The sequence below is a fragment of the Paracoccus subflavus genome, assembly GCF_004310345.1.
Taxonomy (GTDB): Bacteria; Pseudomonadota; Alphaproteobacteria; order Rhodobacterales; family Rhodobacteraceae; genus Paracoccus; species Paracoccus subflavus.
On the sequence record NZ_SISK01000004.1, the window covers coordinates 135472 to 157555 of the forward strand.

A 22084-nucleotide genomic window follows, 5' to 3' on the forward strand; every position below is an offset into this window, starting at 1 on the left:
GCCCGGTCACGCCATTGTCGGCTTGATCTTTTGCGGCGGCCCGGTCAGGTTCCGCGCGCAAAATCAAGGCGCCCCCATGGCCACACCGCGACCCTTTTCCCGATACGAATTCCTGATCGCCTGGCGATACCTGCGCGCCCGCCGGGCCGAGGGCGGGGTCAGCGTGATGACCTGGATCAGCCTGATCGGCATTGCCCTGGGGGTGATGGCGCTGATCGCCACGCTGGCCGTCCGGGCCGGATTCCGGGCCGAATTCGTGGACACGATCCTGGGCGCCAATGCCCATACCACCGTCTATATGGCGCCCCAGCGGATCACCAACGAATACACCGACGATGTCTATGTCGTTCCCGGCCGGATCGCCGATTACGACGCACTGGCCGCCACGCTGGCGGCTGTGCCCGGCGTCACCCGGACCGCGCCGGTGGTGCGCGGGCAGGTCATGGCGACCGCCAACGACAGTTCGAACGTGGCCGAGGTATTCGGCGTAACCATTGACGATCTTGGGAAAATGCCGCGCATCGTGGATCCCGGAACCTCGGTCGGCAGCCTTGAGGATTTCGACCGGGGCATCGCCATCGGATCGGGCATCGCCCGTGAGCTGGCCGTGGGGCTGGGCGACCGCATCCGCCTGATCGCCCCCGAGGGCGCGCGCACGGCGATCGGCACCACGCCGCGCGTCAAGGCCTATAAAGTCACCTATATCTTCAGCGCCGGACGATACGACATCGACCGCACCCGAATCTACATGCCGATGGCCGAGGCGCAGTCCTATTTCAACCGCGAGGGCGTCGCCGACGAGATCGAGGTCTTTGTCGCCGATCCCGAACGGGTGGACGACTGGACCGGGCCGCTGCTGGCGGCGGCGGGCGAGGGGGCGCAGGTCTGGAACTGGCGCAACTCCTCGGGGTCGTTCCTGGCCGCGCTGGACATGGAGGATGACGTGATGTTCGTGATCCTGTCGGTGCTGGTGCTGATCGCGTCGATGAACATCACCTCGGGCCTCATTATGCTGGTCAAGAACAAGGGCCGCGACATCGGCATCCTGCGCACCATGGGCCTGACCGAGGGTGCGGTGCTGCGGGTGTTCTTCCTGTGCGGCGCCTTTACCGGCATTCTGGGCACGCTGGCGGGGGTGATCCTGGGTGTATTGCTGGCGCTGAACGTGGACAGCATCATGGCGGCGCTGAACGCCCTGACCGGGGGCGGTGCCTGGCAGCCCGAGGTGCGGGGCATCTATCGCCTGCCTGCCGACCTGCGCGCCTGGGACATCCTTCGCGCGGTGGGGTTGTCGCTGTTCCTGTCCTTTGTCGTCACCATCTTTCCCGCGCGCCGCGCCGCGCGCATGAACCCGGTCGAGGCGCTGCGCTATGAATGACGTGTTGCGCCTGGAAGGGGTCGGCAAGACCTATGGCAAGGACGGCCCCGCGCCGGTGCCGGTGCTGCGCGGGCTGGACCTGACCGTGGCGCGCGGAGAGGTGGTGGCCCTGGTCGCCCCCTCGGGCGCGGGCAAATCGACGCTGCTGCATATCGCGGGCTTGCTTGATACGCCCGATACCGGCCGGGTGATCCTGAACGGGCGCGACATGACCGGCCTGCCGGATCGCGCCCGGACCGAAGCGCGGCGCGCGACCCTGGGGTTCGTGTATCAGTTCCACCACCTGCTGCCCGAATTCAGCGCGGCGGAAAACATCGTCCTGCCGCAGCTTGCCAATGGCGTGACCCAGCGAAAGGCCGCTGCCCGCGCCGCCGATCTTTTGTCCCGCGTGGGCCTGTCGGAACGCGCCGATCACCGCCCGGCGGCGTTGTCGGGGGGCGAACAGCAGCGGGTGGCCTTTTGCCGGGCCCTTGCCAACCAGCCCGCGCTGCTGCTGGCGGACGAGCCGACCGGGAACCTTGACCCCGAAACCTCGGACCGGGTCTTCGACATGCTGATGGCGCTTGTCCGCGACACCGGCCTGTCGGCGCTGATCGCCACGCACAACCACGACCTGGCCCGGCGCATGGACCGGGTGGTGCGCCTGACGCAAGCGGTTGCCTGACCGCGCCAGCCGGGGCAGACTTGGCCCAGAAGCAACCGGGGGGACACCAGCGATGAAGGCGACACACGGGGCGGCCCTGACGGGGCTGGCAATGGCGGGCCTGATCGCTGCCTGCGCGCCGCCGATGACCGATGGGGCCCAGGCCCGCAACGATTTCAAGTCGCTGTGCGTCGATTGCCATGGGGCCGATGGGCGGGGCAATGGACCCGCTGCGGCGGGCATGGTGCCCGTGCCGGTCGATCTGACGCGCGTGGCGGCCAGCAACGGCGGCGTGTTCCCGCGGCTGCAGGTCATGGGCCACATCTATGGCTTCACGCCCGGGCGCAGCGAATCGCCCATGCCGGAATTCGGTGACCTGCTGGATGGGCCCGCCGTTCCCTATGACGCGGGCGACGGGATTTCCACGCCCACCCCGGCGCGTCTGGTCGCCCTGATGGAATATGTCGAGGCCATGCAGCGATAATGTCGCGACGCCCCTTGCTGGCGGCGGGGCTGGCGGCGGCCAGCCGCGTCCATGCGGGCGAACACACCGCGCAGCAGGTGCTGACCGGCGCGCTGATCGGGTTCGGCTTCGGGGCCGCCCGTTTCGGCATCGGAACGGATGGCGCCAGCTTCGGCGTGGGGATGCGCGTCTAGCGCCCGCAGCGGTCCAGCCAGGCGTTGATGGCGGCCAGCGATTCCGGTTCGTCCAGCCAGGGGACATGGGCGCGGTCGGGCACGGCGGCAAGGATCGTGTCTGGTCGGCGGCGAACCATCTCGGCCGCGACCTCGGGCGACAGAAGGTCGGAATTGGCCCCCCGGATCAGCGCGACCGGCAGACCCGCCGTCGCATCCCACAACGGCCACAGGTCCGGGGCAGCGCCGTCAAAGGCCGACAGGAACGCCTCGCGCAGGGCCGGGTCGTACCTGATCCGAAGCCCGTCCGGCGTCTCGTCGTAATGGCGCTGCGCATCGGCCAGCCAGCGGCCTTCGGGCACGTTTGCAAAACCCGTCATCGCCTGGGGCAGCCGTTCGGCCAGCGCGGCGTGGGTCCGCGCCGCCGGATTGCGCCCGACATAATCAAAGATCCGCTCCAGCCCCGAACGCTCGATCACCGGACCCACGTCGTTCAGGCACAGACCCAGCAGCCGGTCATGCGCGACCGCCGCCAGCAGCATCCCGATCAGCCCGCCGCGCGACGTGCCCAGAACCGCAGCCCGTTCGATCCCCAGATGGTCCAGCAGCGCCAGGGCATCCTTGCCTTCCTGCGGCACGGTATAGGTCGCGGCGCCCGTATGGTCCGACCGCCCGCGCCCCCGGTAATCCATGCGGATCAGCCGCACGCCCGACAGATGCGGCGCCAGATAATCGAAATCGCCCATGTTGCGCGTCAGGCCGGTCAGGCACAGGACCGGCAGCCCCGCGCCCTCATCCAAATAGGCCAGCCGCGCGCCGTCATTCGCCGTAAAGAACATTGCCGGCCCTTTGCCTTGGTTCCAAATATCCAACACGGGGCCAGGGTGTGAGCCCCGGACGCGGCCTCACAAATTCTCGCTCTGCGGCATTCCCAGGACGTGATAGCCGCCATCGACCAGCACGATTTCCCCGGTCGTGCAGGCGCCCCAGTCCGACAGCAGCCAGACGGCCGTGCCGCCGATCGCCTCCAGCGTGGCGTTCCGGCGCAGGGGGGCGTTGGCCTCGGTATGGCGGAATGTCTTGCGTGCCCCGCCGATGGCCGCGCCCGCCAAGGTCTTCATCGGCCCGGGGCTGATCGCGTTCACGCGGATGCCGTCCGGTCCCAGGTCGTTGGCCAGGTATCGCACGGCCGATTCCAGCGCCGCCTTGGCCACGCCCATCACGTTGTAGAACGGCGTCACCCGGTTCGACCCGCCATAGGTCAGCGTGATCAGCGACCCTCCGTTTGCCATCAGCGGATGGGCGCGCCGCGCGACCTCGATCAGCGAATAGCAACTGATCTCCAGACTGTGCTTGAAATTCGCCCGGCTGGTGTTCATGAACCGGCCGGTCAGTTCGTTCCTGTTGGAAAAGGCGATGGCGTGGATCACGAAATCCAGCCGCCCCCAGCGGTCCCCGATCGCCGCGAAAGCCCGGTCCAGCGAGGCATCGTCCGTCACGTCCACGTCCAGCAGGAAATCCGACCCGACCGAGGCCGCAAGCGGCTGCACCCGCTTGCCGAAAGCCTCGCCCTGATAGGAAAAGGCCAGTTCCGCCCCCTGGCCGGCCACCGCCTTCGCGATGCCCCAGGCGATGGAATGATCGTTGGCGACCCCCATCACAAGCCCGCGCCTGCCCTGCAGAAGATCACCCATTCCTGAAGCCCCGCTCAATCCCGGTATTTCGACATCAGCAGGGTGGCGTTCGTTCCCCCGAACCCGAAACTGTTCGACAGCACGGAATCAAGGCCGGCATCGTCCACCCGGCTGGTCGCAATCTCGCCCGGCGCGATCTCGGGGTCCAGAGTGGTCACGTTTGCAGATGCTGCAATGAAGTCATTTTGCAACATCAGCAAACAATAGATGGCCTCGTGCACGCCGGTCGCGCCCAGGGAATGACCGGTCAGCGACTTGGTGGAACTGATCGGCGGCGTGTTTCCTTCGCCCCAGATGCGGCGAATCGCCCTCACCTCGCCGATGTCGCCGACCGGGGTCGAGGTGCCGTGCGCGTTGATATAGCTGACCCGGCGCCCCTCGGGCAGGGTTTCCAGGGCCAGCCGCATCGACCGCTCGCCCCCTTCGCCCGACGGGGCCACCATGTCATATCCGTCGCTGGTCGCGCCATAGCCGGTGACTTCGGCATAGATCCTGGCACCGCGCGCCCTGGCGTGTTCCAGTTCCTCCAGCACGACCACGCCGCCGCCGCCCGCGATGACGAACCCGTCGCGGGTCGCGTCATAGGGGCGGGACGCGGTTTCCGGGGTGTCGTTGTATTTCGACGACATCGCCCCCATCGCGTCGAACAGGCACGACAGGGTCCAGTCCAGCTCCTCGCCGCCGCCGGCAAAGACGATGTCCTGCTTGTTCATCTGGATCTGTTCGACCCCGTTGCCGATGCAGTGGGCCGAGGTCGAACAGGCCGAGGTGATGGAATAGTTCACCCCCTTGATCTTGAAAGGCGTGGCCAGCGTGGCGGAATTGGTGGACGACATGCAGCGCGTGACCATGAACGGGCCCATGCGCTTGGGGCTGCCCTTTTCGATGACGGTCTGATGCGCCTGGAAAAAGTTGCTGGTCGATGGCCCGCCCGATCCCATGATCAGGCCGGTGCGCGGATTCGATACATCGCCCTCCTCAAGCCCGCTGTCCTTGATCGCCTGTTCCATGGCGATGAAGTTGTAGGCCGCGCCCGGACCCATGAAGCGCAGGTCGCGCTTGTCGATGTGGTCCTCCAGCACGATCCGGGGCATCCCGTGGATCTGGCTGCGGAACCCGTGTTCGGCGTATTCGGGGGCAAAGACGATGCCCGAACGGCCTGCCTTCAGGCTTTCGGTGACCTCGCCTGCGTTGTTGCCGATGGGCGAGACGATGCCAAGGCCGGTGATGACGACGCGTCGCATGGGGCCTCCTCCTTTTGATTAGCTGGCCGCCATCAACTCGATGACAGCGCGACCTTCATGTCCTTGACCTGATAGATGGTTTCGCCATCCGCCTCGACGCGGCCGTCGGCCACCCCCATGGTCAGGCGCCGTGTCTGCACGGCCTTGGTGAAATCCACATGATAGCGCAGCAGCGTGCGGTCGGGGCGCACCATGCCGGTCAGCTTGACCTCGCCCACGCCCAGGGCATAGCCGCGCCCCTGCCAGCCGCGCCAGCCCAGGTTGAAGCCGGTCAACTGCCACAGCCCGTCCAGGCCCAAGCATCCCGGCATGATCGGGTTGTCGGGAAAGTGGCAGGCAAAGAACCACAGGTCCGGGGTGATGTCGAATTCGGCGACCACATGGCCCTTGCCGTGTTCGCCACCGTCTTCGGAAATGTCGGTGATCCGGTCCATCATCAGCATCGGCGGCTCGGGCAGTTGCGCATTGCCGGGGCCGAACAACTCGCCCCGCGCGCAGGCCAGCAGGTCGCCCTTGTCGAAGCGGGTCTTGTCCATCGCCATGCGGTATGTGCCTTTCCTTCAGGCCATACGGCCAGGCTGCAAGTTGACGCCTCGTCTAGCACTTGGGCCAGCGCCGGTGCAAGTCAATGCCAATACCCGGCTTGCATCCTTCTGGGCGGCGGGCGACAACCGGCCCAACCCCGCACGGAGAACCGCCATGAGCCTGTATGTCGCCCTGCAGATGGACCCGGTCGAGCATGTCTCGATCACCGCCGACAGCACCTTTCGCATCGGGCTGGAGGCGCAGGCGCGCGGCCACCGGCTGTTCCAGTACACCGTCGATCAACTGCGCTACGACGAGGGCCGGGTGATCGCGCGCGGCCGTCCGGTGACGCTGCGCCGCGAACAGGGCAGCCATGTCGCCTTTGGCGACTGGACGGATGTGGACCTGTCGGATTTCGACGTGATCTGGCTGCGACAGGATCCGCCCTTCGACATGGCCTATGTCACCTCGACCCACCTGCTGGACCGGGTGCATCCCAGGGCCCTGGTGGTGAACGACCCGTTCTGGGTGCGCAACTGCCCCGAAAAGCTGATGGTGCTGGATTTCCCTGACCTGACGCCGCCGACGATGATCGCGCGCGATGCTGCCGCCATCCGGCAGTTCCGCGACCGGCACGGCGACATCATCGTCAAGCCGCTGTATGGCAACGGCGGGGCAGGGGTGTTCCACTTGGACCCCGAGGATCGGAACCTGTCGGCGCTGCTGGAGCTGTTTTCCGGCATCAGCCGCGAACCGATGATCGCGCAGAAATACATCCACGCTGTCAGCAAGGGCGACAAGCGCATCATTCTGGTCGATGGCGAACCCGTTGGCGCGATCAACCGCGTTCCCCAGACCGGAGAGGCCCGGTCGAACATGCATGTCGGCGGTCGCGCCGAGCAGGTGGGCCTGACCGAGCGCGAATACGAGATCTGCCGCCGCATCGGCCCGGTCCTGCGCGACAAGGGCCTGATCTTCACCGGCATCGACGTGATCGACGGCTGGCTGACGGAAATCAACGTGACCTCGCCCACGGGGATCCAGGAGCTTGAGCGGTTCGACGGGATCAATGCGGCGGAGAAGATCTGGGAGGCGATCGAGGGGCGGGTGGCTGAACGGGCGACAGAAACGACAGAAACCTAGATCACTGGCTGATCGTTGAGATCAGGCGCGGACCAAAGATCGCTGCCGCCATCAGGGCGCCGGTCACATAGAACACGACCCGCGCCATTGCCCATTCGTTCGGCAGTTTGTCGATCTTGCGGCCCATGTCATCAAGACGCTTGTTCACGTTGTCAAATTGCTTGTTCACATCGTCGAACCGGCCGCTGAGCGCCTTGAAGCCGTCATCCAATCGACGGTCAAGTCCGTTGAGACGCTCAACGACAACCGCATGACTCCTCTCAAGTTCTCTGACGCGCAGTTCCATGTCGCCTCCGGGTGGCTCTCCCGGATTATGTGGCCCTTTCGGGCCGCCTGGCAAGAGGCCGCCAGGGTGGCGTTTGAGGAAGTCGTCATTTTTAGGAAACGGGTATGGGTCACTCATTGGTATCTTCCACAGAAATACCATGGAGATAATGGGCATTGTCGGTAATGTGGTTCACAATATTTCGACTTTGCAGCATTGCTTCTTCGTTGCGATCTTCTGAACGAAAAAAAAATTCGAGTATCATCGTATCTTGATTGGCAAGCGCCTTTACCCAAGCCCAAAGCGCCTTGTTTGAACGCTCAAGTTCATCGACGCGCTTCACAAGATTAGCGGCTTCTTCGTTAGTCATTTTGGTCAGCCTATACCTTGGACATACTTACAATCTCAAGCGCCCCTCACCCCGCCTCCCTTACCCTTTCCTCAACCACCTCGAACGGCACCCCCGGCTGGTCCTTTCCGGCCCGGATCACCAGGCTGGTCTTGACGCTGGCCACGTTCGGCGCCGCCGTCAGCGATTGCGTCAGGAACCGCTGGAAGCTGGACAAATCGGGGGCCACGCATTTCAGGATGAAGTCGATCTCTCCGTTCAGCATGTGGCACTCGCGGACCAGCGGCCAGCCCTGCACCAGCGTCTCGAAGGCCGACAAGTCGCGTTCGGACTGGCTGGCCAGGCGGACCATGGCAAAGACCTGCACCTCGAACCCCAGCTCGCGCGCGTCGATGTCGGCGTGGTATCCGCGGATGAAACCGGTTTCCTCCAGCGCGCGGACGCGGCGCAGGCAGGGGGGCGCCGAGATGCCCACCCGGCGGGCCAGTTCGACATTCGTCATCCGGCCCTGGGCTTGCAACTCGGCCAGGATCTTGCGGTCGATGTCGTCCAGTTTCGCCCCGGCCATGCTTGGTCTTTACCCCATCGGATTTGCAGAATGCCAGAAACTACAATGCTGGCCCTTCCCGCGCAACATTCTTTCCGATCCGGCTTGGCGATTGCACGAGGCGCGCGGACGCATTACCTCGGGGAAAACAGCCAGGGGATGCAGGATGACCGACCGCACGCATGTGAAACTTCTGATCGTCGGCTCGGGCCCGGCGGGCTACACCGCCGCCATCTATGCCGCACGCGCCATGCTGGACCCGATGCTGATCCAGGGGATGCAACCGGGCGGGCAGTTGACCATCACCACCGAGGTCGAGAACTGGCCCGGCGATACCGAGGTTCAGGGCCCCGACCTGATGGTGCGGATGGAGGAGCATGCCCGTGCCATGGGGGCGAACATCGTGGTGGACATGGTGACGGGGCTGGATCTGGGGCAGCGGCCCTTTGTGGCCACCTGCGACAGCGGCCGGATCGTCACCGCCGATGCCGTGATCCTGGCCACCGGCGCACAGGCCCGCTGGCTGGGCCTGCCCTCCGAGGAAAAGTTCAAGGGCTTCGGCGTCAGCGCCTGCGCCACCTGCGACGGGTTCTTCTATCGCAACCGCGAGGTTCTGGTGATCGGCGGCGGCAACACGGCGGTCGAGGAGGCGCTGTTCCTGACCCGCTTTGCCAGCAAGGTCACGCTGGTCCATCGCCGCGACAGCCTGCGGGCCGAAAAGATCCTGCAAAAGCGCCTGTTCGACCATCCCAAGGTCGAGGTGATCTGGAACCATGCCCTGACCGAGGTGCAGGGCGCCGACAGCCCGATGGGCGTGACGGGCGCGGTCCTGACCTCGACCTTGGACGGCAGCACGCGGGCGATCCCGGCAGAGGGTGTGTTCATCGCCATCGGCCACGCCCCGGCCAGCGAACTGGTGCGTGACCAGTTGGACCTGCACAATGGCGGCTATGTGAAGGTTGAGCCCGGCAGCACCCGCACCTCGATCCCTGGCGTGTTCGCGGCGGGCGACCTGACCGACCATGTCTATCGCCAGGCCGTGACCAGCGCCGGCATGGGCTGCATGGCGGCGCTGGATGCCGAACGCTGGCTGGCCGAACAGGACGCGGCGGGGACACCCGACCCCGAGCATGCCTGGGCGCCCGCCGGGGCCGAGGCCTGGTAAGGAAAGGCCGCGCGGATTTTTCCGCGCGGCCCTTTGCCCTGCGACGGTGCTTACCGCCTTGTCACCGCCTTGGCCCGCGCCACGATGGCCTCTGCCGTGATGCCGAATTCCCGATACAGCCGGTCGATGGGCGCCGAGGCCCCGAATCCGGTCATGCCGATCACGTCGTCCTCGCTGGCGACATAGCGCGTCCAGCCGAACTTGCCCGCTGCTTCGACAGCAATGCGCGGCGCGTCGCCCAGGGTGGCCTGACGGTAATCGTCAGACTGGGCCTCGAACAACTCCCACGACGGCATCGACACCACGGCGACGTTCAACCCGTCGCCATGCAGCGCCTCGGCGGCCTGAACGGCAAGCGCGACCTCGGTCCCTGTGGCGATCAGGGTCACGTCGCGGCCCTCTCCGAACTGGCGGATCACATAGGCGCCCCTGGCGGTCAGGTTCTCGTCCCCCGCCTCCAGCCGCAGTTGCGGCACGTCCTGGCGCGACAGGGCCAGCAGCGACGGGACATGGCGGTTGCGGATCGCGATGTCCCAGGCTTCCAGCGTTTCCACCGTGTCGGCGGGGCGCAGCACCGTCAGGTTCGGAATGGCGCGCAGGGACGCCAGATGCTCGATCGGCTGGTGAGTCGGGCCGTCCTCGCCCAGGCCGATGCTGTCATGGGTCATCACGAAGATCGTGCCCACCCCCATCAGCGCCGACAGGCGGATGGCGTTGCGGGCATAGTCCGAAAACACCAGGAACGTCCCGCCATAGGCGATGAATCCGCCATGCAGGGTGATGCCGTTCATCGCGGCGCACATGCCGAATTCGCGCACGCCATAGCCGATGTAACGGCCCGGCGCCTGCCGCGTATACTGGCTGTCTACGGCCTTGACGCGGGTCAGGTTCGATCCGGTCAGGTCGGCCGATCCGCCGATCATCTCGGGCAGGGCGGCGGTCAGCGGCTCCAGCGCCATCTGGCTGGCCTTGCGGGTCGCGGCCTTTTTCGGATCGGCGAACAGCGCGTCGCGCGCGGCCTTGACGGCGGCGTCATAGCCGTGGGGCAGGGTGCCCGACACGCGGCGGTTGAATTCGTCGCGCACCTCGGCGGATTTCCCGGCCAGACGCGCTTCCCAAGCCTCGCGGTCCTTGGCGCCGCGCGTGCCGATCTGCCGCCATTCCTGCGCCAGATCGTCGGGGATCACGAATGGATCGTATCCCCAGCCGATCGCCTCGCGGGTCAGCGCGGCCTCGTCGCGGCCCAGGGGCGAGCCGTGGACCGCATAGCTGCCGGCCTTGTTGGGCGAGCCGAAGCCGATCACCGTCTTCATCGCGATCAAGGACGGCTTGCCCGTCTCGGCCTTGGCCGCCGCGATGGCCGCATCCAGAGCCTTGCCGTCATGGCCGTCGCATTTCTGGACCTGCCAGCCGCAGGCCTCGAACCGCGCCGGGACATCCTCGGAAAAGCTGATCGAGGTCGGGCCGTCGATGGTGATGTCGTTGTCGTCATAGAGCACGATCAGCTTGCCCAGGCCCAGGTGGCCCGCCAGGCTGATCGCCTCTTGCCCGATGCCTTCCTGCAAACAGCCGTCGCCGGTGAAGACATAGGTGTGATGATCGACCAGATCGTCGCCGAATTCCGCCGCCAGACGTCGTTCGGCCAGCGCCATGCCGACCGCCGTGGCAATGCCCTGGCCCAGCGGGCCGGTGGTCGTCTCGATCCCCTTGGCATGACCGTATTCCGGATGGCCCGCCGTGATGGACCCCCACTGGCGAAAGTTCCTGACCTGCTCCAGCGTCATATCCTCGTAGCCGGTCAGGTGCAGCAGGCTGTAGAGCAGCATCGAGGCATGGCCGTTCGACAGCACGAACCGGTCGCGGTCCGGCCAGTCAGGATTCTTTGCGTCGAATTTCAGGTGGTTTCTGAACAGAGCCGTGGCCGCGTCCGCCATGCCCATGGGCGCGCCGGGATGGCCCGAATTGGCCGCGTTCACCGCGTCGATGGACAGCGCGCGGATGCAGTTGGCCAGCGCGAAGTTCTGCGGGTCCAGCGCGGCCTTGGCGGCGATCTTGGGGTCTTTGGGCGAATCGAGCGGCATGGGGTTCTCCGGGCGGTTTGCGGGTCCATACTCTGGACCGGCCCTGTTCACAACAGTAATCACAAATCTATATCACAAAATAACAATAATCATGTTGCAATTTTTGCAGGCGCTGTTACAAACCTGCCAACCGAGGAGGCTTGGGTGAAGCGGGACGAACGCCGACAGGCGATCATGGACTTGTTGGTCGGTTCGCGCGCCGTCGATCTGGACGATCTGGCCGACCGCTTCGCCGTGTCCCGCATGACGATCCACCGCGACCTGGACGATCTGGAACAGGCCGGCCTGTTGCGCAAGGTCCGCGGCGGCGCCACCATCGAGGCCGGGACCCAGTTCGAAAGCGATTTCCGCATCCGTGCGCTGCAGGACGGCGACGCCAAGGCGCGGATGGCCCGCGCCGCCCTGGACCTGGTGGAACCGGGCATGACCGTGATGGTCAACGACGGGTCCATGGCGGCGCTGCTGGGGGCCAGCCTGTCAGACAAGGCGCCGCTGACGGTCATCACCAACAATGCCGCCGTGATCGACCGGCTGAAGGACGCGCCCCGCATGACGCTGATCGCCCTGGGCGGCACCTACAGCCCAAAATTCAACGGCTTCTTCGGCGTCGTGACCGAGGATGCGCTGTCACGCCTGCGCGCGGATCTGGCCTTCATATCCACCCCCGCCGTGGCGGGGCGGCGGGCGTTTCACATGGATGACGCGGCGGTCCGGGCCAAGCGCGCGATGATGGGGGCGGCCGACCGGTCCGTCCTGCTGGTCAACCACACGCGCTTTGGCCGCTCGGCGCTGCATGCCCTGGCGGATCTGTCGGCCTTTGACGCGATCATCACCGATGCCGCCCCCGCGCCCGAAGATCGCGCCGCGATCGACAGGGCCGGGCTGCGGCTGACCATCGCCCGCGACCGAATTGGGGACTGAGATGAGCGATTTCTGGATCGGCACAAGCTGGAAGATGAACAAGACGCTGGATCAGGCGCGCGTCTTTGCCGAGGGACTGGCCGCCGCCGATGCGGAGCGCGACCCGCGCATCCAGCGGTTCGTGATCCCGCCCTTCACCGCCGCGCGGCAGGTCAAGGACTGGCTGGCCGATACGTCGGTCAAGGTCGGCGCGCAGAACATGCACTGGGCCGACGAGGGCGCCTGGACCGGGGAAATCTCTCCTCTGATGCTGCGCGACTGCAACCTCGACATCGTGGAACTGGGCCATTCCGAACGCCGCGCGCATTTCGGCGAAACGGACGAAACCGTGGGCCTGAAAACCGAGGCCGCCGTGCGCCACGGCCTGATCCCGCTGATCTGCATCGGCGAGACGCTGGCCGAACGCGAGGCGGGCCGCGCGCAGGACGTGCTGGAAACACAGGTGCGCACCGCGCTGTCCCGCGTGGCGGGCAGCGACGCCCCGATCCTGCTGGCCTATGAACCCGTCTGGGCCATCGGCGTGAACGGCATCCCCGCGACCTCGGACTATGCCGACGCGCGGCAGGCCCAGATCATCGCAGTGGCGCGGGACGTGCTGGGCCGTCCCGTGCCCTGCCTTTACGGCGGCTCGGTCAATCCGGGCAATTGCCAGGAACTGATCGCCTGCCCGCATATCGACGGACTGTTCATCGGCCGCTCTGCCTGGGACGTGGGCGGCTATCTGGATATCCTGGCGCGCTGCGCCGCAACCATCGGAGACGTGACATGAAACTGGCAGTCGCAGGCGACAGCGCGGGCGAAGGTCTGGCCAAGGTGCTGGCCGATCACCTCAAGGACCGGCATGAGGTCGCAGAGATCAGCCGCACCGAGGCCGGTCCGGATGCGTTCTATGCCAACCTGTCCGACCGCGTGGCGTCGCAGGTCAAGGACGGCACGTATGACCGCGCCATTCTGGTCTGCGGCACCGGCATCGGCGTCTGCATCGCCGCCAACAAGGTGCCGGGCATCCGCGCCGCGCTGACCCACGACACCTATTCAGCCACCCGCGCCGCGCTGTCGAACGATGCGCAGATCATCACCATGGGCGCGCGCGTGATCGGTCCGGAACTGGCCAAGGCCATCGCCGACGCCTGGCTGGCCGAAACCCTGAACTTCGACAAGGCCGGCAAGTCGGCGGGCAACGTGAACGCCATCGACGCGGTCGATGCGAAATACACCAAGGCTTGACGAATGCTGAAACTGCCGAACGACGGCCCGGCGACGGGCCGCCTGCTGTCGCAGGTGCTGAGGGGGGATGGCCCTGCCGCGATTGTCCACGCGATTGCACGGGCGCAGGCACCGCTGATGGAACGCCTTGCCGCGGGTCGTCTGCACGGCGACCCGACCAAGATCGTCGGCGTCAACGACAGCGGCGATAGGCAGAAGGCCCTGGATGTCGGCGCGCATCACCACATGGTCGAGGTGCTGCGCCGCGCCGGTGTCCGGCAGGTGCTGTCCGAGGAAGCCGAGGCGGTGATCCCCCTCAACCCCGACGGCGGCTGGGACGTGGCGATGGACCCCATCGACGGATCGGGCAGCATTGGCATCGGCGCGCCGCTGGGGATGCTGTTCAGCGTCCTGCCCGCCGCGCCCGAAGGGTTTCTGCGCACGGGGGAATCGGTCGTGGCGGCGGGCTATGCCAGTTTCGGCCATTCGATGGACTTCGGCTGGTCGCTGGGCGACGGAACGCATGTCGCGGGCTGGGATGCCGAGGCCCAGGAAATCCGCATCGTGCGCGAGAACGCCACGCTGAAGCCCACGGCATCCACCGTCGCTTATAATGCGTCCAACGAACGCCACTGGGCGCCGGGTCTGCAACGGTGGGCGGCCGATCTGCGCGCGGGCCGGGACGGTCCGCTGGGCAAGGACTACAATATGCGCTGGCTGGCCGCCGCCGTGGGCGAGTTGCACCGCATCCTGCTGAACGGCGGGGCGTTCCTCTATCCCGCCGACCGGCGGCCGGGATACGAACGGGGCAAGCTGCGGCTGGTCTATGAAGCCATGCCTATCGCGTTCCTGGTGGAACAGGCGGGCGGGCTGGCGTCCGACGGCACCCAGCCCATCCGTTATCGCCAACCGTTAGCGGTACATGACATGACGCCCCTGATATTCGGCGCTAAGCACGAGGTCGAGACGATCCTCGGCTATCTGGCTGAACCCACGGAAGGATAACGACATGGCTATGATTACCCTGCGACAGCTTCTCGACCATGCGGCCGAGAATGGCTACGCAGTCCCCGCCTTCAACATCAACAACATGGAGCAGGGTCTGGCGATCATGACCGCAGCAGCGGCGACGAAATCGCCGGTGATCCTGCAGGCCAGCCGCGGCGCGCGCGCCTATGCCAACGACCTGGTGCTGGCCGGGCTGATCCAGGGCTTTGCCCGCGCTTTTCCCGACATTCCGCTGTGCATGCATCTGGACCACGGCAACGGGCTGGCGACCTGCGCCACCGCCATCCAGAACGGATTCACCAGCGTGATGATGGACGGCAGCCTGAAGGCCGACGGCAAGACGCCCGCCGATTATGCCTATAACCGCGACGTGACGGCCCAGGTGGTGCAGATGGCGCACGCCTGCGGCGTGTCGGTCGAGGGGGAACTGGGCGTGCTGGGGTCGCTGGAAACCGGCATGGGCGACCAGGAGGACGGCCACGGCGCGACCGAACAACTGGGCCACGACCAGCTTCTGACCGACCCGGACGAGGCCGTGCGCTTCGTGAACGACACCGGCGTCGATGCGCTGGCCATCGCCATGGGCACCTCGCACGGGGCCTACAAGTTCTCGCGCAAGCCCGATGGCGACATCCTGGCGATGCACGTGATCGAAGAAATCCACACCCGCCTGCCCAACACCCACCTGGTGATGCACGGATCGTCGTCGGTCCCCGAGGATCTGCAGCAGATCATCAACAGCTATGGCGGCGACATCAAGCCGACCTGGGGCGTCCCGGTCGAGGAGATCCAGCGCGGCATCCGGCACGGCGTGCGCAAGGTCAACATCGACACCGACAACCGCCTGGCCATGACCGCCGCGATCCGCAAGGTGTTTGCCGAGGAACCGTCCGAGTTCGACCCGCGCAAGTACCTGAAGCCCGCGATGCAGATGATGTCGCAGGTCTGCAAGGACCGATTCGAGGCGTTCGGCACGGCGGGCAACGCCGACAAGATCGTGCCGCTGCCGCTGTCGGTGATGGCTTCGCGGTATTGATCCGGGGACCGGCCTGAGGAGCCATGGCCCCGCAGGCACTTACAAGTGAGGGTCCGGTGTGTATCCTTTATACACACTGCCTTGGAGTATCCTCATGCCGCAGACCGCGACAAAGACCGCGACGAACGTGACCTTGTCGGCAAGCCTGCTGGCCGAGGCGCGGGAGCTTCATCTCAACGTCTCGGCGATCGCAGAACATGCCTTGGCGGCGGCGGTTCGCGACGCGCGAGCCGCGCGCTGGCAGAAGGGCAATAGCGAAGCCCTTGCACAACGCGCAGTCTGGATCGAGGAGAATGGGATGCCGCTGGCTGATATCCAGACCTGGCGGATCTGATCCCGCAATGCAGTTCCACGTCTATCGGATCGCCCGAGACCGGCTGGTGATCGACTTGCAGTCGGACATCCCGACGCTTCCGATTTGGGTGGTTGCGCCCTTATTCCCGGAAAATTCGGATCTGAAAGCGCTTTCGATTCTCGAGCCGATCATCGCGATCGAAGGGCAGCGCTCTGCCCTTCATGTCGGCGAATTGGCGGCCGTTCCGGCCTCGATCCTTCGCGGCGACCCTGTCGCGGACGTGAGGGCGCATGATTACGCGATCCGGCAGGCGCTCGATATGATATTCTCCGGGGTCAGGTAAATTTGGTTGCCGCAACCAATTGCATGGCTCGTTTTAGAACGCCATTTATGGCGTATCAATAAGCGTGCTCCATGTCTCAATTTCTGCTAGAAATCGAGCAAGATGGGCATCCGGCGTTCTTTACTCCACGAGAAACGCCGTCGTGCTGACCGCGTGAAAGCGGCTCTGCAGCGTTTCGTCCTCAGGTCTATCGTGCCACCCATAAAGTCATTCATCGCGGGTCCCGTTCCCTTGTAGGCAGCAAGGGTGAACTCTGTCTCAAGCGCATTTTGCAATAGCAACGTGCACAGATGTGAATTTGACCCAACGCCTGCATATCCGACGGCTATGTCGGGGCAGGCTTCGCGCATCGGTGCCAAAAGACCGGTGGCGTCTGCTGCCTCCAGATCCTTGCGACTCAGCAATACCATGGGTCCGCTATTGATCAGGCCAAGAGGGGCGAACGCAGTTTTCGTATCATAATCAAGCTGGGGATACAGAGAGGCTCCGGCTGCCAAGGCAACGTGGTTAATCAGAATTGTGTATCCGTCCGGCTCAGACCGGGCAAGGCGAGCTACGCCGAGTGTGCCTCCCGCACCACCAACGTTCTCGACGACCACCTGCTGGCCCGATGCCTCTGACAGGGACTGCCCCACCGGCCGCGCGATCGCGTTACTGGGGCCGCCCTATGGTCTTCTTCCAAAGCCTTATTGGCCCGGAATCGCAAAATGCCTGCGTGACAAGCATCCTGGAGAGGGAATTTATCCATGACATCCGACGAAAGCTGCGAAAGCAGGGCCAGATCGCAGTCCCTCATCGGCGGTGCTTTGCTGATCTTGTTCGCGGCAATCGCGCTTTGGGCGATGCATGGGTTGGACAGCGGAACACTGCGGATGATTTGACCGGGGGGTTGCCTCGTGCAATGGCTCTCGGGATCGGCGGCCTGGGAGTGATTGTCTTCGCCGGAGGCCTGACGAAAGACCGAGGTGGCGCCGTGCCCCCTGTCGCAACCCGCGGAACTGTGGTGGTGCTGCTATCGATGGTCCCACCCCAGAAGCTTGGGCCGGATCAGATGAGAACCTCCGGCGGGTTGGCGGCTCGGGGCGGCGCCTCGAGCCTTGATATCATGATCTGCGGTGACCTGTCACGGATTGCGCCATGGGGTCTCACTTCGTTGTATTGGCGACGCCATTTCTCGACCTTTTCCTGCGCATCGGAGAGGTCCAGGAACCAGGGCTGGCCCAAGGCATTCCATCCGCACGATGGCGTTGAAGCTCTCGGCGTAAGCGTTGTCGGTGGGTTTGCCTGGCCGATTGAAGTCTAGCACAACGCCACTGGGCGCGCATTCTGGAAGCGGTATCAGCCGCTTGCGACGGCCACCTGTAGATGATCGACCCGTCCTCGATCCGGGTTCACCAGCACGCCGCCAACGGCCCAAAAAAGACCAGCGATCCCGTTTGCATGGGTCGCTCGCGCGGCGGCCTGACCACCAAGATCCCTGCGCGTGTCGATGCCGAGGGCCGTCCGATCCGGCTGAAACTGACCGAGGGCCAGGCCCACGACAGCCGTCGGCCGCCGACATGGACGAGGCAGGAAACATCCTGCTGGCCGAACGCGGCGCATGGGCCAACATCCGCGCCATGCCCAACCGCGTCAAAACCTTGCTGTTCAGCACATGGGTCTACCGTCAGCGCAACGCGGTCGAACGGTTCTTCCACAAACTCAAACAGTTCAGGGCGGTCGCCACCCGATACGACAAGCGTGACGACAACTTCCTCCCGCCCGTCCAACTCGCTTCGATCCGCATCCGGTCGCGAAGTTATGAGTCGGTGAGCTAGACTGCCATCAGGGCATTCATAGCCTGGTGCAGCGCGGCATCCTGGCCTTGAGGGGACAGGATGGGTCGCGGCGGTTCGGCATCGGTCAGGCCCATCAGGTTCGCAGACCGGCGGACCATGCGAAGGCTACCGTATTTGCGGAACAGCGCCCACGGCCCGGCGCGGCAGGCGACGCAGTTCGGCAGGCCGGGTCCGCCCATCCGAGTCGGCTGGCGTGATCGGAAAAGCGGAAAGGCCGCGAAACGGAGTCATTGGAATTTCCGTCAAGAACCCCTGCCGGTCGGGCATGGGCCCGCCGGGATGAAAAGATCAGGCGAACAGCATTCCGTCCAACTCGTTACCCATCTCATCGACCGGATGGCACCATACGCGAAAGCCCGTCAGCCTGTGGGGACCGAAAGTGTTGATAAGCGGAACATCCGCGGCGTCCAGGCCGCGCGCCACCACGACGCGGCCGATGCGCCGCTGGTTGTTGCGGGGATCGAAGGTCCACCATTTTCCGCCCAGGAACACCTCGATCCAGGCAGCGAAATCCATCGCCGAGGCCGCCGCAGGAACGCCGATGTCGCCGACATATCCGTTGACATAGCGCGCCGGGATATTCAGCGCCCGCAGATAGGCCAGCGTCAGGTGGGCAAAGTCGCGGCACACGCCCACGCCATCGTGGCGCGCACTGGCCGCCGTGCGAAACTGCGAGGCAAGGCCATAGTCGAAGGCAAGGCCCCCGTTCACATGGTTCACGATGTACTGGACGCGGTTCCAGCCGGGCGCGATGTGGCCGAACAGGTTCCACGCCTCGTCGCTGACCAGATCGCTTTCCACATATCGCGATGCCGTCAGGAAACCCAGCACCTCGGTCGGAAGGGCCTCCACGGGCCATTCGGTGGCATTGGGATCGGCCTCGTCAAGGGTGCCGGGATCGTTGACGGTAATGTCGCTGAACAGCGTGAAGGACCCTGCCGGCGCCACCATGCGCCGACAGATATTGCCGAAACGATCGACATAGCTCTGGACCGGCACGGATGGCGTTGTTCGGTAATCCTCGGGCTGCACGTAATCGCGATGGCGCGCAGGTTCCGGGGTGGTCAGACTGATCAGGGTGGTGTCCTGACCGATCTGGATCGTCATCTCGTGCCCGATCCGAATGCGCATCAGACGACCGTCGCGTCCATGGTGACCTCGGCGTTCAAGAGCTTGGAGATCGGGCAGCCCGCCTTGGCTTTCTGGGCAAGTTCCTCGATCTGGGCCCGGTCGCCATCGCCCGAAATCCGCGTGGTCAGGTGCGCCTTGGTCACGGTGAAGCTGTCACCGTCCTTTTCCAGCGTGATCTTCGAGGTGGTCTGGATGTCGATCCCGCCCACGCCCGCCTCGGACAGCATGTTCGACAGGGCCATGCTGAAGCAGGCCGCATGGGCGGCGCCGACCAGTTCCTCGGGGTTGGTGCCAGGTTCGTCGCCAAAACGCTTGTTGAAGCCATAGGGCACTTCCTTCAACGCGCCCGATTGCGTCGAAACCGTTCCGTTGCCGTCCTTTAGCCCGCCATTCCATGTGGCCGATCCGGTCCGTGTGAACATCGCATTTCCTCCGTGCGTTTCTTCCTGCTGCGACAGAACGCCTGGAACGGGCGGCAGTTCAAGCCGGTTGCAAATATCAATGGCCGGGAAACAGCCTTTGATGCTCGGCGATGGCAAAGCGGTCGGTCATGCCTGCCACGTAATCAAGAACGACACGCGCGCACAGGGTCTCGTTGCCCGCCTGGCGCGCGATTCGGCACCATTGTTCGGGCATCTGCGACGGATCGTGCAGATACAGGGGAAACAGGTCGTTCAGCATGGCCGTGACCGTGGTGCGTTCCACGACAACCGAGGGGGCACGATACATGCGCGTGAACAGAAAGGACTTGATGGCCTTGATGTTCTGATAAAGCGGCTTGGAAAAGCGGATGATCGGCCCCTCCATGTCGCGGATGTCCTGCGCCGATTGCGGCCGCAGGCCGGTCAGCCGGTTCTGGGCCACGGCGATCACATCCTCGACCATGACGCCAAAGACGCGGCGCAGGGCTTCATAGCGGCGGCGGGTCGGGTCGAGGCCGGGATACAGCCGGTCCACCTCGGCAAAGGCGGGACCGACGACGGGCAGTTCGGCAAGCTCGTCTTCGGTGAACAGGCCGGCGCGCAATCCGTCGTGCAGGTCATGGTGGTTGTAGGCCACGTCGTCGGCCACCGCCGCCACCTGCGCCTCGGCGCTGGCATTGGTGTGCAGTTCCAGGTCCAGATCGGCATTCACTTCGGCCAGGGCATAGGGCAGGGGACCAACGACCGGGCCGTTATGCTTGGCGATCCCCTCCAAGGCCTCCCACGTCAGGTTCAGACCGTCGAAATCGGCATAATGGCGTTCCAGGCGCGTTACGATCCGCAAGGCCTGGGCGTTGTGATCGAATCCGCCATAGGGCTGCATCAGGGCGGACAGCGCATCCTCGCCCGTATGGCCGAAGGGGGGGTGGCCCAGATCGTGCGACAAGGCCACGGTCTCGGCCAGGTCGGTGTTCAGTCCCAGGGCGCCTGCAATGGTCCGGGCCACCTGGGCCACCTCGATCGTGTGGGTCAGGCGGGTGCGGAAATAGTCGCCGCGATAAGCCTTGCCGTCATGTTCGACGAAAACCTGCGTCTTGTGCTTGAGGCGGCGAAACGCGCTGGAATGGATGATCCGGTCGCGGTCGCGCTGCCAGGGGCTGCGGAACGTGGACATCCGTTCGGGATGCAGCCGACCGCGGCTGGCGCCGGGACAACAGGCATAGGGCGCGGTCATGGCTGAGATCACGAGAGAGGGCCTTCCTTGCAACGGAATGGCGTCAGCCTATATTCTGGACAGGCCCACGAAAACGGGAACGCCCCATGAACCTGCCGCCGAAAGTCACCGAACGCGCCTTTGCCAGACTGGCCGAGATCAATGAGACCGGCGATGTGCGCCCCCTGCGCGTCGCCGTGGCCGGGGGCGGCTGTTCAGGGTTCCAATACGACATTCGCCTGGACCGGGCCGAGGCCGACGATCTGGTTCTGGAAGGCGCCGGCCAAAAGGTCGTGGTCGATCCCGTGTCGCTGCCCTATCTGGCCGGGGCGACCATCGACTTTGCGGACGAACTGATCGGGGCACGCTTTGTCATCGAAAATCCGAACGCTTCGTCAAGCTGCGGGTGCGGCACATCGTTCTCGATCTAGCCGCAGACGCGGCTCCGGGTTTCCAGGTCGATTTCCAGCCTGCGCAAGGCTGGCGCGGGCAGCCGGTTCGGGGTGTCGCGTTCGTCGTCCAGGTCGCTCACCTCGGTCGTGACCATCAGGGCCTGACATTGATCCATCGGGCCGATGGATGCGACCTGCATCCGCCCGTCGCTTTCGATCAGGCGGATGATGTGTCCATGCCGTCGCGCGATGCCCGCGCCAAAAGCCATCGGTCGTTCGATCAAGGTCCATTCGGTCGCGGGTCCGAACAGCTTTCCCTCACCCTGCCATGTCCTGCCGTGCGCGAACCGGACCCGCCATGTTCCGGGCGGAACCAGCAGGCGAAACAGATCGCCGCCCCGGATGTATCCCGCCATGATGTCCCGGCCCTCCGCATCACTCAGGAATACGGCATGATCCCGGCCCGCCATCGTCCTGACGACCAGTGGCAGGGTCGCTGGCAATCCGCTGCGGTTCCACATCAGCCCGGCCTGGGGCCGGTCATCGGCCCGGGCAGGCAGGGCCGTCGCGATCATCAGCAGCAGGGCAATCAGGCGGAACATTCCGCAT

28 protein-coding genes and 2 pseudogenes are annotated in these 22084 nt (G+C 65.2%); 16 read left to right on the top strand and 14 right to left on the bottom strand.

Annotated elements, in window-relative coordinates; all coding sequences use genetic code 11:
• Window positions 1–76 precede the first annotated feature (76 nt).
• Genes EYE42_RS07175 through EYE42_RS07190 form a run of 4 tightly spaced genes read left to right on the top strand, consistent with a single transcriptional unit; the run spans window position 77 to window position 2678 of the window.
• Window positions 77–1378 carry a lipoprotein-releasing ABC transporter permease subunit gene (locus EYE42_RS07175; protein ID WP_130990634.1) on the top strand — a complete coding sequence of 434 codons (1302 nt, stop codon included), beginning with the start codon at window positions 77–79 and terminating at the stop codon, window positions 1376–1378.
• Window positions 1371–2042 (top strand): ABC transporter ATP-binding protein, encoded by a 672-nt coding sequence (locus EYE42_RS07180; RefSeq protein ID WP_130990635.1) that lies wholly within the window; start codon window positions 1371–1373, stop codon window positions 2040–2042. Before EYE42_RS07175 ends, EYE42_RS07180 begins: the two co-directional genes overlap by 8 nt.
• Window positions 2043–2094: 52 nt before the next feature.
• Window positions 2095–2505, top strand: a complete 411-nt coding sequence (locus tag EYE42_RS07185) for a c-type cytochrome (protein ID WP_246020627.1) — start codon at window positions 2095–2097, stop codon at window positions 2503–2505.
• A complete protein-coding gene (locus EYE42_RS07190) occupies window positions 2505–2678 on the top strand; it encodes a hypothetical protein (protein ID WP_246020629.1) in 174 nt (57 codons plus the stop codon). The genes EYE42_RS07185 and EYE42_RS07190 overlap by 1 nt, the downstream gene beginning before the upstream one ends.
• On the opposite strand, the gene EYE42_RS07195 is transcribed toward EYE42_RS07190, so the two are convergent.
• From EYE42_RS07195 to fabA, 4 genes are all read right to left on the bottom strand, one after another.
• Window positions 2675–3496 (bottom strand): alpha/beta fold hydrolase, encoded by an 822-nt coding sequence (locus tag EYE42_RS07195; RefSeq protein WP_130990636.1) that lies wholly within the window; start codon window positions 3494–3496, stop codon window positions 2675–2677. The genes EYE42_RS07190 and EYE42_RS07195 overlap by 4 nt on opposite strands.
• Window positions 3497–3562: 66 nt before the next feature.
• Complete coding sequence (locus EYE42_RS07200; protein WP_130990637.1) at window positions 3563–4351, bottom strand: enoyl-ACP reductase FabI; 789 nt, start codon at window positions 4349–4351, stop codon at window positions 3563–3565.
• Window positions 4352–4365: 14 nt separating this feature from the next.
• Window positions 4366–5595 carry a beta-ketoacyl-ACP synthase I gene (fabB, locus tag EYE42_RS07205; protein WP_130990638.1) on the bottom strand — a complete coding sequence of 410 codons (1230 nt, stop codon included), beginning with the start codon at window positions 5593–5595 and terminating at the stop codon, window positions 4366–4368.
• A 32-nt stretch (window positions 5596–5627) separates the two neighbouring features.
• Window positions 5628–6137, bottom strand: a complete 510-nt coding sequence (fabA, locus tag EYE42_RS07210; RefSeq protein ID WP_130990639.1) for a bifunctional 3-hydroxydecanoyl-ACP dehydratase/trans-2-decenoyl-ACP isomerase — start codon at window positions 6135–6137, stop codon at window positions 5628–5630.
• Between the two features lie 157 nt (window positions 6138–6294).
• Here fabA and gshB point away from each other — a divergent pair, with 157 nt between their 5' ends.
• Window positions 6295–7263, top strand: coding sequence for a glutathione synthase (gshB, locus tag EYE42_RS07215; RefSeq protein WP_130990640.1), 969 nt, complete (start codon window positions 6295–6297; stop codon window positions 7261–7263).
• A 1-nt stretch (window position 7264) separates the two neighbouring features.
• Here the strand turns inward: gshB and EYE42_RS07220 are convergent, their stop codons facing one another.
• From EYE42_RS07220 to EYE42_RS07230, 3 genes are all read right to left on the bottom strand, one after another.
• The gene (locus EYE42_RS07220; RefSeq protein WP_130990641.1) at window positions 7265–7549 is read right to left on the bottom strand and encodes a hypothetical protein; all 285 of its coding nucleotides are present in this window, start codon (window positions 7547–7549) and stop codon (window positions 7265–7267) included.
• A 109-nt stretch (window positions 7550–7658) separates the two neighbouring features.
• Window positions 7659–7898 carry a hypothetical protein gene (locus tag EYE42_RS07225; RefSeq protein ID WP_130990642.1) on the bottom strand — a complete coding sequence of 80 codons (240 nt, stop codon included), beginning with the start codon at window positions 7896–7898 and terminating at the stop codon, window positions 7659–7661.
• A gap of 46 nt (window positions 7899–7944) precedes the next feature.
• On the bottom strand, window positions 7945–8445 hold the full coding sequence (locus EYE42_RS07230) for an Lrp/AsnC family transcriptional regulator (protein WP_130990643.1): 501 nt from the start codon (window positions 8443–8445) through the stop codon (window positions 7945–7947).
• A 145-nt stretch (window positions 8446–8590) separates the two neighbouring features.
• Here EYE42_RS07230 and trxB point away from each other — a divergent pair, with 145 nt between their 5' ends.
• Window positions 8591–9589, top strand: coding sequence for a thioredoxin-disulfide reductase (gene trxB, locus EYE42_RS07235; protein ID WP_130990644.1), 999 nt, complete (start codon window positions 8591–8593; stop codon window positions 9587–9589).
• Between the two features lie 50 nt (window positions 9590–9639).
• Here trxB and tkt read toward each other — a convergent pair whose 3' ends face one another.
• The gene (gene tkt / locus EYE42_RS07240) at window positions 9640–11670 is read right to left on the bottom strand and encodes a transketolase (protein ID WP_130990645.1); all 2031 of its coding nucleotides are present in this window, start codon (window positions 11668–11670) and stop codon (window positions 9640–9642) included.
• 144 nt (window positions 11671–11814) lie between these two features.
• On the opposite strand from tkt, the gene EYE42_RS07245 reads away from it, so the two are divergent.
• The 7 genes from EYE42_RS07245 (at window position 11815) to EYE42_RS07275 (ending at window position 16479) form a co-directional block, all read left to right on the top strand.
• Window positions 11815–12591 carry a DeoR/GlpR family DNA-binding transcription regulator gene (locus EYE42_RS07245; RefSeq protein ID WP_130990646.1) on the top strand — a complete coding sequence of 259 codons (777 nt, stop codon included), beginning with the start codon at window positions 11815–11817 and terminating at the stop codon, window positions 12589–12591.
• 1 nt (window position 12592) lies between these two features.
• The gene (locus tag EYE42_RS07250) at window positions 12593–13360 is read left to right on the top strand and encodes a triose-phosphate isomerase (protein ID WP_130990647.1); all 768 of its coding nucleotides are present in this window, start codon (window positions 12593–12595) and stop codon (window positions 13358–13360) included.
• Window positions 13357–13818 carry a D-erythrulose-4-phosphate isomerase gene (gene derI / locus EYE42_RS07255; protein WP_130990648.1) on the top strand — a complete coding sequence of 154 codons (462 nt, stop codon included), beginning with the start codon at window positions 13357–13359 and terminating at the stop codon, window positions 13816–13818. Before EYE42_RS07250 ends, derI begins: the two co-directional genes overlap by 4 nt.
• A gap of 3 nt (window positions 13819–13821) precedes the next feature.
• Window positions 13822–14802 (top strand): class 1 fructose-bisphosphatase, encoded by a 981-nt coding sequence (locus EYE42_RS07260; protein ID WP_130990649.1) that lies wholly within the window; start codon window positions 13822–13824, stop codon window positions 14800–14802.
• Between the two features lie 4 nt (window positions 14803–14806).
• On the top strand, window positions 14807–15841 hold the full coding sequence (gene fba, locus EYE42_RS07265; RefSeq protein WP_130990650.1) for a class II fructose-bisphosphate aldolase: 1035 nt from the start codon (window positions 14807–14809) through the stop codon (window positions 15839–15841).
• Window positions 15842–15935: 94 nt separating this feature from the next.
• Window positions 15936–16175, top strand: coding sequence for a type II toxin-antitoxin system CcdA family antitoxin (locus tag EYE42_RS07270; protein ID WP_130990651.1), 240 nt, complete (start codon window positions 15936–15938; stop codon window positions 16173–16175).
• Between the two features lie 7 nt (window positions 16176–16182).
• Window positions 16183–16479: a CcdB family protein gene (locus EYE42_RS07275; protein ID WP_130990652.1), complete on the top strand. Its 297-nt coding sequence runs from the start codon at window positions 16183–16185 to the stop codon at window positions 16477–16479.
• 86 nt (window positions 16480–16565) lie between these two features.
• Here EYE42_RS07275 and EYE42_RS07280 read toward each other — a convergent pair whose 3' ends face one another.
• Window positions 16566–17114 carry a tripartite tricarboxylate transporter substrate-binding protein gene (locus tag EYE42_RS07280; RefSeq protein WP_281277808.1) on the bottom strand — a complete coding sequence of 183 codons (549 nt, stop codon included), beginning with the start codon at window positions 17112–17114 and terminating at the stop codon, window positions 16566–16568.
• 111 nt (window positions 17115–17225) lie between these two features.
• On the opposite strand from EYE42_RS07280, the gene EYE42_RS16485 reads away from it, so the two are divergent.
• On the top strand, window positions 17226–17360 hold the full coding sequence (locus EYE42_RS16485; protein WP_281277809.1) for a hypothetical protein: 135 nt from the start codon (window positions 17226–17228) through the stop codon (window positions 17358–17360).
• Window positions 17361–17526: 166 nt separating this feature from the next.
• Here the strand turns inward: EYE42_RS16485 and EYE42_RS07285 are convergent.
• Window positions 17527–17791: pseudogene (locus EYE42_RS07285) on the bottom strand (integrase core domain-containing protein); the annotation flags it as partial.
• A gap of 2 nt (window positions 17792–17793) precedes the next feature.
• On the opposite strand from EYE42_RS07285, the pseudogene EYE42_RS16305 reads away from it, so the two are divergent.
• Window positions 17794–18296 (top strand): annotated as a pseudogene (locus EYE42_RS16305) (transposase family protein); the annotation flags it as partial.
• 309 nt (window positions 18297–18605) lie between these two features.
• On the opposite strand, the gene EYE42_RS07295 reads toward EYE42_RS16305, so the two are convergent.
• The 3 genes from EYE42_RS07295 to EYE42_RS07305 form a co-directional block, all read right to left on the bottom strand.
• Entirely contained in the window at window positions 18606–19448 is an 843-nt protein-coding gene (locus tag EYE42_RS07295; RefSeq protein ID WP_130990654.1) for a transglutaminase-like domain-containing protein, read from the bottom strand.
• Window positions 19448–19870, bottom strand: a complete 423-nt coding sequence (locus tag EYE42_RS07300) for an OsmC family protein (RefSeq protein ID WP_130990655.1) — start codon at window positions 19868–19870, stop codon at window positions 19448–19450. The genes EYE42_RS07295 and EYE42_RS07300 overlap by 1 nt, the downstream gene beginning before the upstream one ends.
• Window positions 19871–19946: 76 nt before the next feature.
• The gene (locus tag EYE42_RS07305; protein ID WP_130990783.1) at window positions 19947–21104 is read right to left on the bottom strand and encodes a deoxyguanosinetriphosphate triphosphohydrolase; all 1158 of its coding nucleotides are present in this window, start codon (window positions 21102–21104) and stop codon (window positions 19947–19949) included.
• An 86-nt stretch (window positions 21105–21190) separates the two neighbouring features.
• Between EYE42_RS07305 and EYE42_RS07310 the strand changes: the two genes are divergently transcribed.
• Window positions 21191–21514, top strand: a complete 324-nt coding sequence (locus EYE42_RS07310; protein ID WP_130990656.1) for a HesB/IscA family protein — start codon at window positions 21191–21193, stop codon at window positions 21512–21514.
• On the opposite strand, the gene EYE42_RS07315 is transcribed toward EYE42_RS07310, so the two are convergent.
• On the bottom strand, window positions 21511–22077 hold the full coding sequence (locus EYE42_RS07315; RefSeq protein WP_130990657.1) for a hypothetical protein: 567 nt from the start codon (window positions 22075–22077) through the stop codon (window positions 21511–21513). The genes EYE42_RS07310 and EYE42_RS07315 overlap by 4 nt on opposite strands.
• Window positions 22078–22084: the final 7 nt, after the last annotated feature.

Bases quoted from the DNA above. Each gene is read 5' to 3' on its own strand.
- EYE42_RS07175 (WP_130990634.1), top strand. From the start codon at position 77: ATGGCCACACCGCGACCCTTTTCCCGATACGAATTCCTGATCGCCTGG.
- EYE42_RS07180 (WP_130990635.1), top strand. From the start codon at position 1,371: ATGAATGACGTGTTGCGCCTGGAAGGGGTCGGCAAGACCTATGGCAAG.
- EYE42_RS07185 (WP_246020627.1), top strand. From the start codon at position 2,095: ATGAAGGCGACACACGGGGCGGCCCTGACGGGGCTGGCAATGGCGGGC.
- EYE42_RS07190 (WP_246020629.1), top strand. From the start codon at position 2,505: ATGTCGCGACGCCCCTTGCTGGCGGCGGGGCTGGCGGCGGCCAGCCGC.
- EYE42_RS07195 (WP_130990636.1), bottom strand. From the start codon at position 3,496: ATGTTCTTTACGGCGAATGACGGCGCGCGGCTGGCCTATTTGGATGAG.
- EYE42_RS07200 (WP_130990637.1), bottom strand. From the start codon at position 4,351: ATGGGTGATCTTCTGCAGGGCAGGCGCGGGCTTGTGATGGGGGTCGCC.
- fabB (WP_130990638.1), bottom strand. From the start codon at position 5,595: ATGCGACGCGTCGTCATCACCGGCCTTGGCATCGTCTCGCCCATCGGC.
- fabA (WP_130990639.1), bottom strand. From the start codon at position 6,137: ATGGCGATGGACAAGACCCGCTTCGACAAGGGCGACCTGCTGGCCTGC.
- gshB (WP_130990640.1), top strand. From the start codon at position 6,295: ATGAGCCTGTATGTCGCCCTGCAGATGGACCCGGTCGAGCATGTCTCG.
- EYE42_RS07220 (WP_130990641.1), bottom strand. From the start codon at position 7,549: ATGGAACTGCGCGTCAGAGAACTTGAGAGGAGTCATGCGGTTGTCGTT.
- EYE42_RS07225 (WP_130990642.1), bottom strand. From the start codon at position 7,898: ATGACTAACGAAGAAGCCGCTAATCTTGTGAAGCGCGTCGATGAACTT.
- EYE42_RS07230 (WP_130990643.1), bottom strand. From the start codon at position 8,445: ATGGCCGGGGCGAAACTGGACGACATCGACCGCAAGATCCTGGCCGAG.
- trxB (WP_130990644.1), top strand. From the start codon at position 8,591: ATGACCGACCGCACGCATGTGAAACTTCTGATCGTCGGCTCGGGCCCG.
- tkt (WP_130990645.1), bottom strand. From the start codon at position 11,670: ATGCCGCTCGATTCGCCCAAAGACCCCAAGATCGCCGCCAAGGCCGCG.
- EYE42_RS07250 (WP_130990647.1), top strand. From the start codon at position 12,593: ATGAGCGATTTCTGGATCGGCACAAGCTGGAAGATGAACAAGACGCTG.
- derI (WP_130990648.1), top strand. From the start codon at position 13,357: ATGAAACTGGCAGTCGCAGGCGACAGCGCGGGCGAAGGTCTGGCCAAG.
- EYE42_RS07260 (WP_130990649.1), top strand. From the start codon at position 13,822: ATGCTGAAACTGCCGAACGACGGCCCGGCGACGGGCCGCCTGCTGTCG.
- fba (WP_130990650.1), top strand. From the start codon at position 14,807: ATGGCTATGATTACCCTGCGACAGCTTCTCGACCATGCGGCCGAGAAT.
- EYE42_RS07270 (WP_130990651.1), top strand. From the start codon at position 15,936: ATGCCGCAGACCGCGACAAAGACCGCGACGAACGTGACCTTGTCGGCA.
- EYE42_RS07275 (WP_130990652.1), top strand. From the start codon at position 16,183: ATGCAGTTCCACGTCTATCGGATCGCCCGAGACCGGCTGGTGATCGAC.
- EYE42_RS16485 (WP_281277809.1), top strand. From the start codon at position 17,226: ATGACATCCGACGAAAGCTGCGAAAGCAGGGCCAGATCGCAGTCCCTC.
- EYE42_RS07295 (WP_130990654.1), bottom strand. From the start codon at position 19,448: ATGCGCATTCGGATCGGGCACGAGATGACGATCCAGATCGGTCAGGAC.
- EYE42_RS07300 (WP_130990655.1), bottom strand. From the start codon at position 19,870: ATGTTCACACGGACCGGATCGGCCACATGGAATGGCGGGCTAAAGGAC.
- EYE42_RS07305 (WP_130990783.1), bottom strand. From the start codon at position 21,104: ATGACCGCGCCCTATGCCTGTTGTCCCGGCGCCAGCCGCGGTCGGCTG.
- EYE42_RS07310 (WP_130990656.1), top strand. From the start codon at position 21,191: ATGAACCTGCCGCCGAAAGTCACCGAACGCGCCTTTGCCAGACTGGCC.
- EYE42_RS07315 (WP_130990657.1), bottom strand. From the start codon at position 22,077: ATGTTCCGCCTGATTGCCCTGCTGCTGATGATCGCGACGGCCCTGCCT.